The organism is Rhodococcus sp. T2V, from assembly GCF_029269925.1.
Classification (GTDB): domain Bacteria; phylum Actinomycetota; class Actinomycetes; order Mycobacteriales; family Mycobacteriaceae; genus Rhodococcus_F; species Rhodococcus_F koreensis.
Genome location: NZ_JARJBD010000021.1, coordinates 19,525 through 34,843, shown reverse-complemented (window position 1 = coordinate 34,843; position 15,319 = coordinate 19,525). Strand labels below are relative to the sequence as shown.

The 15,319-nt window shown below is 68.9% G+C and carries 12 protein-coding genes; 9 read left to right on the top strand and 3 right to left on the bottom strand.

Translation table 11 applies throughout. The features are described 5' to 3' along the window. Positions 1-103: 103 nt before the first annotated feature. Complete coding sequence (locus tag P3H15_RS19215) at positions 104-1,321, bottom strand: cytochrome P450 (protein WP_276138712.1); 1,218 nt, start codon at positions 1,319-1,321, stop codon at positions 104-106. Between the two features lie 130 nt (positions 1,322-1,451). Between P3H15_RS19215 and P3H15_RS19210 the strand changes: the two genes are divergently transcribed. From P3H15_RS19210 to P3H15_RS19195, 4 genes are all read left to right on the top strand, one after another. Continuing rightward, on the top strand, positions 1,452-2,843 hold the full coding sequence (locus tag P3H15_RS19210) for an aldehyde dehydrogenase family protein (RefSeq protein WP_276138711.1): 1,392 nt from the start codon (positions 1,452-1,454) through the stop codon (positions 2,841-2,843). Positions 2,844-2,863: 20 nt separating this feature from the next. Next, entirely contained in the window at positions 2,864-3,862 is a 999-nt protein-coding gene (locus P3H15_RS19205; protein ID WP_276138710.1) for a cyclase family protein, read from the top strand. 74 nt (positions 3,863-3,936) lie between these two features. Beyond that, positions 3,937-4,866: an enoyl-CoA hydratase gene (locus P3H15_RS19200; RefSeq protein WP_276138709.1), complete on the top strand. Its 930-nt coding sequence runs from the start codon at positions 3,937-3,939 to the stop codon at positions 4,864-4,866. Then, positions 4,863-5,690, top strand: a complete 828-nt coding sequence (locus P3H15_RS19195; protein ID WP_276138708.1) for an SDR family NAD(P)-dependent oxidoreductase — start codon at positions 4,863-4,865, stop codon at positions 5,688-5,690. Before P3H15_RS19200 ends, P3H15_RS19195 begins: the two co-directional genes overlap by 4 nt. Before the next feature lie 57 nt (positions 5,691-5,747). Here the strand turns inward: P3H15_RS19195 and P3H15_RS19190 are convergent, their stop codons facing one another. After that, positions 5,748-6,242, bottom strand: a complete 495-nt coding sequence (locus tag P3H15_RS19190) for an HtaA domain-containing protein (protein WP_276138707.1) — start codon at positions 6,240-6,242, stop codon at positions 5,748-5,750. Next, positions 6,235-7,974: a class I adenylate-forming enzyme family protein gene (locus P3H15_RS19185; RefSeq protein ID WP_276138706.1), complete on the bottom strand. Its 1,740-nt coding sequence runs from the start codon at positions 7,972-7,974 to the stop codon at positions 6,235-6,237. The genes P3H15_RS19190 and P3H15_RS19185 overlap by 8 nt, the downstream gene beginning before the upstream one ends. 175 nt (positions 7,975-8,149) lie before the next feature. Here P3H15_RS19185 and P3H15_RS19180 point away from each other — a divergent pair, with 175 nt between their 5' ends. The 5 genes from P3H15_RS19180 (at position 8,150) to P3H15_RS19160 (ending at position 15,030) form a co-directional block, all read left to right on the top strand. After that, a complete protein-coding gene (locus tag P3H15_RS19180; protein ID WP_276138705.1) occupies positions 8,150-9,667 on the top strand; it encodes a carboxylesterase/lipase family protein in 1,518 nt (505 codons plus the stop codon). A 43-nt stretch (positions 9,668-9,710) separates the two neighbouring features. Then, the gene (locus P3H15_RS19175; RefSeq protein ID WP_276138704.1) at positions 9,711-10,556 is read left to right on the top strand and encodes an amidohydrolase; all 846 of its coding nucleotides are present in this window, start codon (positions 9,711-9,713) and stop codon (positions 10,554-10,556) included. Then, entirely contained in the window at positions 10,549-11,376 is an 828-nt protein-coding gene (locus P3H15_RS19170) for an enoyl-CoA hydratase-related protein (RefSeq protein ID WP_276138703.1), read from the top strand. The genes P3H15_RS19175 and P3H15_RS19170 overlap by 8 nt, the downstream gene beginning before the upstream one ends. A gap of 187 nt (positions 11,377-11,563) precedes the next feature. Beyond that, complete coding sequence (locus tag P3H15_RS19165; protein ID WP_276138702.1) at positions 11,564-14,275, top strand: branched-chain amino acid ABC transporter permease/ATP-binding protein; 2,712 nt, start codon at positions 11,564-11,566, stop codon at positions 14,273-14,275. After that, positions 14,272-15,030 carry an ABC transporter ATP-binding protein gene (locus P3H15_RS19160; RefSeq protein ID WP_276138701.1) on the top strand — a complete coding sequence of 253 codons (759 nt, stop codon included), beginning with the start codon at positions 14,272-14,274 and terminating at the stop codon, positions 15,028-15,030. Before P3H15_RS19165 ends, P3H15_RS19160 begins: the two co-directional genes overlap by 4 nt. Positions 15,031-15,319 lie beyond the last annotated feature (289 nt).

The window sequence follows — 15,319 nt, the reverse complement described above, 5'->3', positions numbered from 1 at the left end:
GCAGCCGGGGGCAGTGACGGCAACCAACCTACTCGGATTAACATAACTAAAGCAGGTGAGTTGCCTCACTACAAACATAATATGGATGGGTGGAAGCCGGACGTCAGATGAGCGCGGCGCTGCCCAGTCGGACGCCGGGGGTGAACGCCACCGGAATCGCCGTCGGACCGACTACGGAGGGGGTCTCGGGCGACTCGTGCCAGACGGTGTCACCGGTCGCACGCAGGTCGGGCATCCGGGTCACCAGCGCGGTGAACATCGCCACCAGTTCGGCCCGCGCAAGGTGCGTGCCGAGGCAGAAGTGCCTGCCTGCGCCGAAGGCGAGGTGCGGGTTGGGGGAGCGGCGGATGTCGAACGTGTCGGGATCGGCGAAGACGGCGGGATCACGGTTCGCGGCGCCGTAGTAGCTCGCCACCTTCTGGCCCTGTCGGATCGCGACACCACCGATCTCGGTATCGCGCGTCACCGTGCGGCGTTGGAAGACGATCGGCGGGTCGAACCGCAGCATCTCCTCGACGGCCTGGGCGACGAGGCTCGGGTCCTCCACCAGGGCGCGGTACTGGTCCGGGTTCTCGAACAGCCGGAGCATGCCCGTCGCGAGCACATTGCGGGAGGTATCGCTGCCTGCGCTGACCAGGAGCTGGAAGTCGAGCTGGAATTGAAACTCGTCGAACGGGATGCCGAGCACCTCCCCGTGCGCGATCCGGGTCAGCATGTCGTCACGGGGGCTCTCGAGCCGCTCCTTGCGGGCCGCGTCGGCCCACTGGTACATGATCGTCGCCGCCTCGAGGCCGCGGCCCTTCGAGGTGTCGGCGCCGCTGGCGAGGACGGCCGCAGCGTCGAACATCACCAGCGACTGCTCGCGCGGCAGCCCGATGAGGTCGGCCATGACGAAACTGGCCATCCGGCCGGCGATGTCTTCGACGAAGTCGCACTCGCCCTTCTCGATGACCCGGTCGATGATGTCGTGGACCAGCTCCTGAAGGCGGTCATCTCCCGTGCGAACCGCGAGCACGCCCAATTCCGGGCTGAGGAACTTGCGGTGCTCGGTGTGGTGCGGAGGGTCGGAGAAGATCAGGTGCTGATGGGTTTCGTCGCCGACGCGAGCGTCGTCGTTGATCAGCGTTGTCGGTGCGTTCGCGAACGTCGCGGAGTCGGTTTCGACCGCCTTGATGTCGGCGTAGCGCGTCAGGGCGAAGTAGCCCGGTCCGCCGTACGACTCCTCGTGCCAGTGCACGGGGTCGGTCTCGCGCAGATGGCGATAGAGCTCATAGGGCTGGCCGTTCACGTAGTGGGCCGGGTCGAGCAGGTTGATGTCCATGCGCACCTCCAGAAGGAGAGAGATCCCGGGCGCCGCCGGGCTGACGAGTTTCAATAAGGGAACATACCTTTTTAAGTCTTGTTGTACTAGTGTTGAAAGCTAATTACGAGCCCGTCCACAGGAGGACCACGTGACTGCCACGATGCCCGCCCAGCGCACCTACCGAACGCTCAACCCCGCCACGGGTGAGCTGCTGCGAGAGTTCGCCTTCGTCGACGACGCGGATCTGGAGGCGAAGCTGGCGACCGCGCACGCGGCCCACCGCGTCTGGCGCGACGTTCCGATCTCGGAGAAGGTCGCACTCTTCCACGCGGTCGCGGACCTGATCGAGGCGAGGCTCCCCGAACTCGCCCACCAGGCGACCCTGGAGATGGGCAAGGTGCTGCCACATTCGATGGCCGAGGGCAGCGGTGCCGTGGACATGTTCCGGTACTACGCCAAGCACGGCGAGGAGCTGCTCGCCGACGAGCTGATCGAGGTTGCCGGCTTCGCCAAGGTGATCCTGCGGCGGGAGGCAGTCGGTGTCGTTCTCGGCATCGAGCCGTGGAACGCCCCGCTCTACCAGGCGATGCGCGCGACCGCGCCGAACCTGATGCTCGGCAACACCGTGATGGTGAAGCCTGCCGAGATCTGCGCCGGCTCGACGCTGATGTACGACGAGATCTTCCGCGACGCCGGGTTCCCCGAGGGGTGTTACCAGACCATCCTCGCCACCCCCGACCAGTGCTCGACCCTCATCGCCGACGACCGCGTCCGGGCTGTGACCCTCACCGGCTCCGACCGCGCGGGCTCGGCCGTGGGCGCCCAGGCGAGCAGGCACATCAAGCCGGTCGTCCTCGAGCTCGGTGGGTCCGACGCGTTCATCGTGCTGGACTCGGCCGACGTCGACCTCGCTGCCGGCACTGCTGCGGCCTGCCGCCTCGTTCTCGGCGGCCAGGCCTGCGCGCTGCCGAAGCGCGTCATCGTGACCGACGGCATCGCCGACGAGTTCACCGAGAAGTATGTCGCCGCGTTCGCCGGGCAGGTTCTCGGCGACCCGTTCGACGAGAAGTCGACCGTGGGCCCCATGTCGAGCCAGGCGGCGGCCGACCTGCTGCAGGAGCAGATGGAGGACGCGATCGCGAAGGGTGCGACGGTGCTGCTCGAGGGCGGCAAGGTCGACGGCCCCGGTTCGTACTTCGCGCCTGCCGTCATCGGAAACGTCACGCCGGAGATGCGGGTCTACAAGGAGGAGCCGTTCGGCCCCCTCGGGATGATCTTCCGGGTCGCCGACGCGGAAGCGGCCGTGGCACTCGCCAACGACAACCCCTACGGTCTCGGCGGCGCCGTCTTCGGCGCCGAGGAGGAGGCCATGCGGATCGCCGCACGCCTCGACACCGGTGGTGTCGGCATCAACGCCTTCCTGGGTTCGCCGACCGAGGTGCCCTTCGGTGGCACCAAGCGCTCCGGTGTCGGTCGTGAGCTCGGGCGCAGTGGCATGGACCAGTTCGCCAACATGAAGACGTATGGCATCGGCGGCTGACCCGGACCCGACCCAGAGATATGGAGAAGACGATCAGTACTCGCCCGACCGTCTCGCCACGGCGCAGCTACAGCAAGGCCCAACTCGACGAGATCGCCCAGCGCTACCGCACGTGGGGGCGCTGGGGGAGTGACGACGAGGCCGGCTCGCTCAACTACATCACTCGGGAGCGGAGAGCCGCTGCCGGTGCGCTGATCCGCACCGGGAAGTCGTTCTCCCTGGCCATCCCGCTCGACCGGAACGGTCCGATGCCGGCACGGTCGGCACGGGTCAACCCACAGCACGTGATGTACAAGCACGGTGGCGACCTGCTGGCCGACTGGGACAACGCCCAGCACGGGATGCAGTCCACCGACGACGGCATCTACCTGCCGCTGCAGTGCGCCACCCAGTGGGACGCCTTCTGCCATGTGTTCTACGACGGCGTCACCTACAACGGTCACGGTCCGCAGTCGGTGACCGGCCAGGGGGCGGTGCACAACAGCATCGCCCAGGTGAGCGACCGGGTGGTGGGACGCGGTGTGCTGCTCGACTTCCCGCGTTTCTACGGCGTCGACTGGCTCGAGCCCGAGGAGGCGATCCAGGACGTCGACGTGGAGGCCTGCGCCGAGGCGCAGGGCGTCGAGATCGGCGAGGGCGACATCGTGCTGATCCGCACCGGGCACATGTGTCGCCGGCGCGAGGAGGGCGAGGAGCACTGGGGCGATTACGCCGCCGGTCCCGCGCCGGGGCTCGGCGTGAGCGCGGCCGACTACCTGCTCCCGCGGAAGATCGCGGCGGTCGCCTCCGACACCTGGGGACTCGAGTCTGTCCCCAGCGAGTCGTTGCCGGAGGCGAAGTTCGCGTTGCACGTGATCTTCCTGGTCAATGCCGGTGTCCTCATCGGTGAGATGTGGGATCTCGACCAGCTCGCCGCCGACTGCGCCGCGGACGGCATCTACGAGTTCTTCCTCAGTGCCCAGCCACTGACGGTGACGGGAGCCGTCGGCTCGCCGTTGAACCCGATCGCGGTCAAGTAGGACCGCAATTATGTTGTTTCTATGTTTCGATCGAAGAATGGGGCGACACGGTCGTCGCGCCGGAGAGGACGCTCATGTCGGAGTACAAGTTCATCACCTATGAGGAGCTGGACGGAGGCGTCATCGCGCGGATCACCCTGAACCGTCCCCGCTACCGGAACGCCCAGAACCGCGGCCTGCTCGTCGAACTCGACGAGGCGATGCTCCGTGCCGAGGCCGACGACACCGTGCGTGTGGTGATCCTGGCCGGCAACGGTATGACGTTCTCCTCCGGGCACGACATGGGCACGCCTGACAGGGCCCTGGAGCGCGAGGCCGGTCCCGATCAGCACCCGACGTTCCAGAGCCACGGAGCGACCAAGGTCAGCGCTGAGAAGCGGATGACCCAGGAGTGGCACTTCTACTACCAGAACTCGCTGCGGTGGCGGAACCTGCGCAAGATCACCGTCTGCTCGGTCCAAGGGCCGGTGCATGCGGCGGGACTCACTTTCGCCTGGTCGTGCGACCTGATCGTCGGAGCCGAGGGCTCGACCTTCGCCGACCCGGTGGGCACCCGGCTCGGCATGTGCGGCGTCGAGTACTTCGCCCACCCCTGGGAGTTCGGCCTGCGACGCACCAAGGAGCTGATGCTCACCGGCGGCGAGGTCACGATCGAGGAGGCCCACCTCCTCGGCATGGTCCAAAAGATCTTCCCCGCTGACGAGCTCGAGGAGCGCACGCTCGACTACGCCCGCGAGATCGCCAAGCGGCCCACCATGACCGCCTTGATGATCAAGGAAGCGGTCAATCAGACCCAGGACAACATGGGTTTCCACAACGCACTGCAGGCCTGCTTCAGCTTGCACCAGATCAACCACGCCCACTGGGCGGAGATCCACGGCGGCCGGGTCGCCCACGCGACCGTCGAGGACGGCGCAGTCCAGTGGCGCAAGCGGGAATCCTCGGCGGATCCCGATCAGGACCCGGAACAGACCAAGGCGCACACCACGGTGGCCGCGAAGTGACCGAGTGGGTGGACCGCGACGCGGACTGGAGCCCGGACTACGCGTCGATGCTGCGCCTGGACGGTGAGGTACACGTGGTCCTCGGCGGCGGGTTCGGAATCGGCCTGCAGGCATGCCGGGCTCTGGCGGCCAACGGCGCGACCGTCGTCTGCGTGGATCGCGAGGAGGAACGCGCCGCCGCTGTCGCCGCGGAGGTCGGCGGTCTTGCCTGGACGGGGGACATCACCGACCGCGAGGCGATGGCCTCGCTCTTCGGCTTCGTCGAGGAGCAGTGCGGTCGGCTGGACGGCGTGGTCGACATCGTCGGACTGGCGATGTACAAGCCGCTGGTCGACCTGACCGACGACGACTGGACGTTCCACGTCGATCTCGTGCTCAAGCACGCCTACCTCGCGCTCACCTACGCCGGCAAGCTCTGGGAGCGGACCGGCACCGGCGGCTCGATCTCCTTCGTCGCATCCGTCGCCGGGATGACCAGCGCCCCGAAGACCAGCGCGTACGGCGCGATGAAGGCGGCGCTGATGTCGCTGGTGCGCACGTCCGCGGTCGAACTCGGTCCGCTGGGCATCCGGGTGAATGCCGCCGCCCCGGGCGTGGTGCGCACGCCGCGGCAACAGACCAACCCGCGCTGGACCCACGACCTCGTGGTCGCCAACGTGGACAAAACGCCGCTGCGCAAGGTTGCCTATCCCTCGGACATCGCCGCCGTGCTGCTCTTCCTGAGCTCGCCGCTGGCCGGCCACGTCACCGGTCAGACGATCATCGTCGACGGCGGCAACAGCATCGTCTTCAACGTCGATACTCCCGAACCCGAGCGGGTCTGAGCGGGACTTTCGACCCCCGGCGCCCTGGATCCTCGCCCCGACGAGGATCCAGGACGCTCATCGAGCGGAGTCGGTCACCGTGTCGGGGGTGACGATCTCGAGCGGGTCGAACGCAGCACCGGCGGGGTACACGTGGTTGAACAGCGCCACGCCGTCCGCGGTGAGCGCGGCGTCCGAGCCGGACCAGCCTGCCTCGGTCCGGGTCATGGTCACGGTGACGAGCGGCAGGCGCGGCCCGGTCCCGTCCTCGGATTGCGGGTCCTCGACGCTGAGCACCGCCGTACCGCCGTCGATGCCCAGCTCGATCCGCGGCCCGGCCAGGCGGACGAAGAGCAGCCCGCCATGACCCGACAGCCGCAGGTCACCGCGGAAGGCCAGGGTCGAGGCGGTGGTCGCGTCCGGGTCCGCCGGATAGACGACGAGCTGCGGGTCGTCGCGGGTCAGCCGCGCGCCGTCGGACACCGACCCGCGGGCGTCCGGCAGCGCCGCCACGTAGCGCAGGAAGCTGGCCCGGATGCTCCAGCGCAGCTCCGAGCCCGCCATCTCAGGCATCGACGGGGTTGAGCAGGTCGGTGACGTCGAGCGTGGTGGCGATGTCGCGTTTGACGATTTTGCCGCTCGGCGTGCGGGGGAGCTCGGCGTCGACGATCGCGATCCGGGCCGGCACCTTGAAGGCGGCCAGCCGCTCGGCGGCGAAGGTGCGCAGCTCCTCCGGTTCGACGCTGCTGCCGGGCCGGACACGTGCGACCGCGACGAGCTCCTCGCCGAGCGCGGCGTGCGGGGCGCCGAACGCGGCCGCCTCGAGTAGGTCGGGATGTGCGTTGAGCGCGGCCTCGACCTCGGCGCAGTAGATGTTCTCGCCGCCGCGGATGACCACGTCCTTGAGGCGACCGGTGATGTAGACCAGGCCCTCCTCGTCGATCCGGCCGAGGTCGCCGGTGTGGAACCATCCGTCGCGGAAGTCCTCGGCGTCCGGCACGTCGAAGTAGCCGCTGACGACCTGAGGTCCGCAGATCGCGATTTCACCCACTTCGCCTGTCGGGAGAGAGCGACCGTCCTCGCCCAGGATGGCCACCTGCACGGTGGGGAGCGTGCGCCCGACGCTGTCTGGATGACGGGCGAAGTCGCCGGCCGGAATGGACAGGACACCCGAGGTGGTCTCGGTCAGGCCGTACCCGGTGCGGGGCGTGATCTGGTCGCCGAAGCGCTCCCGTATGGCGTCGACGACCTGGAGAGAGGCTGCCGAGCCACCCATCCCGATGATGCGCAGGCTGCCGAGGTCGCGCTCGGTGGTCGCGGCGGCGTCGAGGAAGGTCTGGATGACGAACGGCGGGCCTGCGATCTCGTTGGCCGCCTCGCGCTCGATCAGCTCGACCGCCAGCTCGGCGTTCCACTTGTACATCAGCACCAGGGTGTGGCCCGAGTACGCCGCTGTGTAGAGCGTGTTCATCCCGGCGATGTGGAACATCGGGAACGTCATCAGCTTCGTCGACGGAGCCGGCGGCAGGACCTGGAGCGGCTCGGTGGCGGTCGCAGGCACGACCCGCACGGCGCGGATCAGTTTGTTGAGCAGGGAAGCCGAGTGGTTGCGGTGGCGGTGCAGCGCGCCCTTCGGTTTTCCGGTGGTGCCCGAGGTGTAGAGGATCGTGGCGGGGTCCTCCGGGAGGACCTCCTCGGCCGGCGGCTCGGCCGGGTGACCGGCGCGCCGCACGAGGTCGGCATAGGCAATCACCGCGTTGCGTCCGCGCTCGGTGGCGGTGGCGGTGGCGGTGGCGTCCTCGGCTCGGACCCCGATGACGGCGCGTACGCCTGCGGCGGTCAGGTCCTCCTCGGCCAGCAGGGCGACGCGTTCGCGGTCGGCGACCAGCACCACCGGTCCCGACCCGGCGATCAGGTCGGCGAGTTCGCGGGTGCGGAGCCAGCCGTTGTACGGCACCAGCACGGCACCGAGCAGCTGGGTCGCCCAGAAGGTGAAGAGGAACTCCGGGTAGTTGCGCATGGCCAGGCCGACCCGGTCGCCCTTGCGCACGCCGAGTTCGTCGCGCAGGGCGTGGGCGAGCGCGACGACCTCCTGCCACTGGTCCTCGTAGGTCCAGCGCTCCTCGCCGTACACGACCGCGGTCCGGTTCCGGTGCGCTCGGGTGGCGAGGAAGGCGTCGCGCATCGTGCGCGGATCGCGGTCGAACATCTCCAGGCGCACACCGTCGACGACGATCTCCGTCACGGGGAACGCCCCGTCGGGTGCGGTGAGGAGCCGGAGTCGAGTCGTCTCGTCCAGGGTCATGGTGGCGCTACCTTTCGCGAATGCCTCTCGAGCGCCCGCCGCGGACAGTCTCGGTCCGGCGGAGGCCGGTCGCGTCTCAGCGCGACTTCTGCAATAGTTGTACATAATAGCAAAATAAGTACAAGCGCGATGCGCGCAGCAAGACCGCGGCACGAGCACGACAGGGAGGCGACCGATGTCAGAGGCGGAGACGGCAGTGGTGGACGAAGCGGCCGAGACGAGGGTGGTGAGCATCGCGCAGGGCGCCTTCCGTGGCGCGCGCACCGGCAGTGGCTGGGCCTTCAAGGGTGTCCCGTACGCCGCACCGCCGGTCGGCGAGGCCCGCTTCGACGCCCCGCGCCCGCCGGTGCCGCACCAGGGAATCGCGGACGCCACCGACTGGGGACCGACCGTCTCCACCCCGCCGCAGCGCTCCGCGGTGATCGATGCCCTGCTACCGGACCCGCACCGGCACGGCGAGAACGGCCTGAACCTCAACCTCTGGACGCCGGATCTGGACGGCAGCGCACCGGTGCTGGTCTTCATCCACGGCGGCGGATTCGCCACCGGCGCCGGCTCCACCACGGCCTTCGACGGTACGGCGTTCGCACGCGACGGCGTACTCGCCGTGACGATCAACTACCGGCTGGCAGTGGAGGGCTTCGCGCTGCTTCGTGGTGCCGCGACCAACCGCGGACTGCGCGACCAGGTCGCGGCGCTGGAGTGGATCCGCGACAACATCGCAGCGTTCGGTGGCGACCCCGGACGGGTGACCATCGCGGGGGAGTCCGCAGGCGCGATGGCGGTGTGCACCCTGCTCGCTGTCCCGAGCGCGCGTGGCCTCTTCCATCGCGCCATCTCGCAGAGCGGGACCGGGCATCACGTGCACACCCGGGCACGGGCCGAGACCGTCGCCGCCGAACTGGGTATCGAGCTCGGTGTCGAGGCGAATGCCCGTGCCCTGGCGGAGGTTCCGGTTGAGGAGCTGCACACCGCCACCAACGCGGTGATCGCCCGGCTGACCTCCGGCCAGGACCCGCGCTTCGCCGAATTCCGGCGGTTGGTGTTCCAGCCGGTGGTCGACGGTGACTTCCTGCCCGAGCACCCGGTGGACGCGATCGCGGCCGGCGCCGCCGCGGACGTCGACCTGCTGATCGGGGTGAACGCCGAGGAGTACGGGCTCTTCGTGGCACCCACCGGCCTGGCCGACGCGATGACCGCTCAGGTGCTCACCGCCACGACGGCGAGGCTGTGCGAGGACCCGGGCGCAATGCTCGCGACGTACCGCGAGCAGCTGCCCGAGGCGACGTCGGCCGAGCTGTTCGTGGCGGTGCAGTCGGACTGGTTCTGCATCGCCCCCACCGACCGCCTCCTCGAGGCTCGGCGGGCGGCGGGGACGGCGTCGTACGCCTACCAATTCGCTTGGCGGCCGGCGACGTTCGAGGGCCGGCTGGGGGCCTGCCACACACTCGAGGTGCCCTTCGTCTTCGACACCCTGGACGATCCCTGGGGGATCGAGCTGCGCGGTGTCGACGCGCCGCGGGAGCTGGCCACCCGGATGCACGGCGCCTGGGTCGCGTTCGTCGCCACCGGCGAGCCGGGCTGGCCGGCATATGGCGAGGACAGGACGTTCTGCCGCCTCGACCTCACTGTCTCGCTGGTGCAGGACCCGTTGGCGTTCAGCAGACGAGCCTGGCAGGGTTTCGCGTTCTGAGATCCTTCTCGTGGACAAATGATGACGCTATGATCTTATGATCATGACTCCAACTCGACTGATCGACGCTCAGATCCACGTCTGGAAGGCCTCGACGCCGGACCGTCCCTGGCCCCTCGACGCCATCGAACCGCAGCGGCCCGTTCCGCTGGAGGTGCCCGAGGTGCTGGACGAGATGGCCGGTGCCGGGGTCAGCGGTGCTCTCCTGCTCGGGCCGACCTGGGAGGGATCGCGCAACGACTACGTGCTCGAGGTGGCTGCGGCGGACCCGGCGCGCTTCGGCGCGATCTGCCGCTTCGCCACCGGCGACCCGGAAGCGGTCGAGCGGCTGGCGCAGTGGCGCGACATCGCGGGGATGCGGGCCATCAGGATGTCGCTCAACCGCGGCGACGTCGACGGGACGCTGGAAGCGGCGCGACGCAGCGGCTTCTTCGCGGCGGCCGAGCGCTACGGCGTTCCCCTGAGCATCTACGCGCCCGGTCGCTACGGGCTCTACGCCGGACTGGCCGAGGAGTTCCCGGGCTTGAAGATCGCCGTCGACCATGCTGCCGTCGAGACCGCCGAGGTTCCCCTGCCCGAGGCGGTGGCGCCACTCGCAGCTCTGGCCCGCTATCCCGGCATCGCGGTCAAGGCATCGGCGCTCCCATGCTTCGTACGCGAGCAGCACCCGTTCCCGTCCATCACCGAGGCGATCTACCGGCTGGTGGAGTCCTTCGGCGCCGCGCGTGTCTTCTTCGGATCCGATCTGTCGCGGCTGGCGGTGCCCTATGCCGAGTTGGCGGACGTCTTCGTCGCTCGACTCCCCGCGCTGAGCGAGGCCGAGCGCGCCCTGGTCGCAGGGCGGGCGCTGACCACCTGGCTGGACTGGCCTGAGCCCTTCGATGGCTGATCCGCGGTCAGAGGACGGACGGCCCGGCGGCGTGGTCCGTGTCCGGGCGATCGGACCGGTGCTGCAGATCACCCTCGACCGACCGCACAAGCGCAACGCGGTGGACCCGGCGATGACCCTCGGCCTGGAGGCGGCGTTCACCCGGCTGGAGGCGGATCCCGACCTGCGGGTCTGCGTGCTCGCAGCGACCGGCGACTACTTCTGCGCCGGCAGCGACCTCGTCCTGGGCGCGGGGCCGCATACCGCCGATGGCGGGCAGTACGGCATGATCCGGCGTTCCCGCACAAAGCCCCTCGTCGCCGCCGTTGACGGGCCGGCGCTGGGCGGCGGCTTCGAGATGGTGCTCGCGGCCGATCTCGTGGTGGCCTCGCGCAACGCCTGGTTCGCGCTGCCCGAGGGTGCTCGGGGACGGCTGCCGGGCGCGGGAGGTCTGTTGCGCGCTCCGGAGCGGCTGCCCCGCAACGTGGCCGTCGAGATGATGCTCACCGGCGCCCGTCTGGATGCCGCGCGCGCCTACGACCTGGGACTGGTCAATCGGCTGGTGGAGCCCGGAGCGGTGCTCCGGACCGCGTTCGAGCTCGCGCTGGATGCGATCACGAGTGCGCCCGAGTCGGTGGCCCAGATCCTGCGCGGACTGGAGCGGATCGAGGAGCCCGGGGAGCAGCTGGGCTGGGCGGTCACCGCGGAGGCGATGGACGTCCTGTGCGGCTCGTCGGACCACACGGAGGGCACAAGCGCGTTCGTCGAGCGGCGCCAACCCCGTTGGGTGCTCAGCGCAGCGCAGCGGGCCGCGATCGTCGGCGCGGCGACCCTGCCGTAGGCCGGCTCGTGACGCGTGGGCGACACCTTTCTGTCGTATTCGTCCGCTCTGACGATTGACGTGACCCAGATCTCTGAGCATTATTAGACGACCATTAAGAATCATTGTGGGATTCATAGAACATCAGTAGACCCGACGCCCGGTCCCGGGGCGCGTGCCATCGTTCCCAGCAACCTCGAGGTATCACGTGGACACTCTCCTGCCCTTCATCGTCGCCGGACTGGTGACCGGATCTGTGCTCGGCCTCGCCGGGACGGGGCTGGTACTGACGTACAAGACGTCCGGCCTGTTCAATATCGGCCATGGCGCGATCGCCGCCGCGGCCGCCTACATCTTCTACTGGCTCCATGTCGAGCTCACCATGAACTGGTGGCTCGCGATGCTGCTGTCGGTACTGGTCTTCGGCCCGCTGAGCGGCCTGGTCCTCTCTGCGGTGAGTCTCAAACTGAGCAACCAGAGACCCACCTTCAAGGTGGTGGCCACGGTGGGCATTGTCCTGCTCGTCCAGGGCCTGTCCACCGTCAAGTTCGGCTTCAACCCGCTGCGGCCCGAGCCGTTCCTGCCCGGCGCCACCGAGTTCACACGGATCGCCGGCGTCAACGTCACCTACGCCCAGCTGACGATCATCGTGATCTCACTGGTGATCGTCGCCGCGCTGTTCTACTTCTTCCGCTTCAGCCGGGTCGGCCTGGCCATGCGCGCAGTGGTCAACGATCCCGACCTCGTCGCCCTGCACGGCACCAGCCCGCAGGCCGTCCAGCGGCTGTCCTGGGGCATCGGCGCCTCGTTCGCGGCTCTGTCGGGCGTGCTGATCGCTCCGACGGCCGGCATCGAGGCGGTCGCGATGACCTTCCTGTTCGTGCAGGCCTTCGGCGCCGCCGCCCTCGGCGGGTTCTCGAACATCCCGTTGACCTACGTCGGCGCACTGGTGATCGGCGTCGCCTCGAGCCTCTTCACCAAGTTCGCGATCGACTTCCCGTCCCTGCAGGGCATGTCGACGGCGCTGCCCTTCATCGTCCTGATCGTCGCTCTCATGGTGACGCCCAAGCGGCGCCTCGACACTCCGGCGCGAGCCGAGCACGCGCCCAAGATCCCGTACCACGGCCCGACCAGCACCCGTCTCATCGGCGGTGGAGTCGTGCTGATCTTCCTGCTCTTCGGTCCGCAGATCTTCTCCTCCAACCTGACCTTCCTGACCGTCGGCCTGACGCAGGCGATCGTGCTGCTCTCGCTCGGTCTGGTCGTACGCACCGGCGGCATGGTCTCGCTGTGCCAGGCCGTTTTCGCCGCCATCGGTGCCGTCACCTTCGCCCAGATCAGTGCTCACTGGGGTCTGCCGTGGCTGGTCGGCGTTCTGCTCTCCGGCCTGGTCGTCGTCCCGGTGGCGGCGCTGCTCGCGCTGCCGGCCATCCGTCTGCAGGGACTCTTCCTCGCCCTGGCCACGCTCGGCTTCGGCCTGTCCGCGGAGGCCTGGCTCTACCAGAAGAGCTGGTTCTTCGGTACGACGGGCACCGGCCTGCCGATGCCGCGACCGGGCGACGCCGGCGACGAGGCGTGGTACTACGTCGTGCTCGCCTTCTTCGTCGTTGCCGCACTCGTGATGGTGCTCATCCACCAGAGCCGGCTGGGCCGGGTGCTGCGCGGACTGTCCGAGGCGACGCTCGCGGTGCGCACCCTCGGACTCAACACAAACCTGCTGCGCCTCATCGTCTTCTGCATCGCCGGCTACATCGCCGGTATCGGCGGCACGCTCTACGGCAGCACCATCCACTACGCGGTGCTCGGCGACAGCAACTACGCCGCCTACTACTCACTGGTCCTGGTCGCCACGCTGGCACTGATGCCGTTCCGTGAGCCGTGGTACGCGGTGGTGGGCGTCGTCTCGGCGATGATCCCGGCGTACTGGCACAGCGAGACCGCCACGCCGTGGCTCAGTGTGCTCTTCGGCGTCGGCGCCATCGTGATCGCCACCCGCGGCGGCGCGGACACGCTCCCGCAGCGTGCCCGCGACTTCATCGACACCCACTTCCGGCGTCGCAAGGAGGCCCCGAACGTCGCCGTCGCCGACGACCCATGGCAGATCCCGTCGGCGGCGACCGGCCTGGAGATCCGCGACCTGACGATCAAGTACGGCGGTCGGACCGCGCTCGACAAGGCGGTGCTGACGGCTCCAGTCGGCCAGATCACCGGACTGATCGGCCCCAACGGTGCGGGCAAGACCACGCTGTTCAACGCGGCGAGCGGCCTGCTCACCCCGACCACCGGCCAGGTCATGCTGCACGGCCAGGACGTCACCGGCCTCGGCGCCGCCGCCCGCGGCCGCCGCGGTCTCGGCCGGACCTTCCAGCTGATGCAGTTGGCCGATTCGCTCACGGTGGCGCAGAACGTCGCGCTCGGAGTCGAGTCCGGCATGGCCGGCTCCAACCTGCGCGGTCAACTGATCGCGACCCGGAAGGAACGCAGGGCGACCCTGGAGGCGGCCGAGTACGCGATGGAGCTGTGCGGGATCGCAGACCTGCGTGACGTGAACGCGGGCGAGCTGTCCACCGGACAGCGGCGCCTCGTCGAGCTGGCACGCTGCCTCAGCGGCCCCTTCGACGTCCTGCTGTTGGACGAGCCGTCCTCCGGCCTGGATCCGGTCGAGACGGAGAAATTCGGCGAGACCCTGACCCAGATCGTCAAGACCCGCGGCTGCGGCATCCTGCTGGTCGAACACGACATGGCTCTCGTGCTCAGGATCTGCGCCCAGATCCATGTCCTCGACTTCGGCAAGATGCTTTTCCACGGCACGCCGAGCGAGGTCCGCAACAGTCCCGTCGTCCAGGCGGCGTATCTCGGCTCGGAGACCGACGCCGAGATCGAGACCGCCGACGACCTCATCGAGGAGATGGTCCGATGACCGAACGACCGACAATGACCGAGTCCGGAGGGGGAGTCGCCGTCACCGGGAAGCCGGCCCTCGAACTGCGCAACGTCAACGCCAGCTACGGGACCACGTCTGTGCTGCGGGATGTGTCCCTGCGGGTGGCGCCGGGTTCGGTGACGGCCCTGATCGGCCCGAACGGTGCCGGCAAGACCACGTCGCTGCGCGTCGCATCGGGGCTGATTCGACCCTCGTCGGGCCAGGTGCTCATCGACGGTGACGAGGTCACCCGGACCTCGGCGGCGCGGCGCTCGCGCGCGGGCCTGTGTCACGTGCCCGAGGGCCGGGGGGTCTACCGCAACCTCACCGTGCGGGAGAACTTGTTGATGCAGTCCAACGCATTCAACGCCCAGGAGAGCATCGAGATAGCGACCGGTGTCTTCCCGCGTCTGGGGGAGCGGCTGAACCAGAAGGCCGGCACCATGTCGGGCGGTGAGCAGCAGATGCTCGCGCTGTCGGCCGCCTACGTCGCCAACCCGCGTCTGGTCCTCGTCGACGAGCCCTCGCTCGGTCTGGCGCCGATCATCGTGGACCTGGTCTTCGACTTCCTCCGCACCCTGCGCGAGAAGGGCGTCGCGCTACTCCTCGTCGACCAGTACGCGCTGCGCACCCTGTCGATCGCCGACCACGCCTACGTGCTGCGCCGCGGCGAGATCGCCTACGACGGCAGCGCCGCGACCTTGCTTCAGGGCAACGTCCTCGAGCAGTACATCGGCGACGGCGCCGCCTGAGCCCCTCCTGCGAACGAAACTGAGCCCGCTCCCCGATCAGGGGGCGGGCTCAGATGCGTTGAACCTCATCGCATTCCAGGTCGTTCGAGCTACGCCACGGGCGCGTGGCCGCGGCTTTCCAGCGTGCCTCTCCCGGCCCGGTCTGGTCCCGGATAGTGATGTGGCGCTGAGTGATTCGGGTGGCGAAATACCTAGGCGTGCGAACAAGCGCCGTCACACGCCCTGCGCCCCACGGACGAACAAGACGAAGGCCCGCGCCCTCCGGACGGAGGACGCGGGCCTTCGGTGA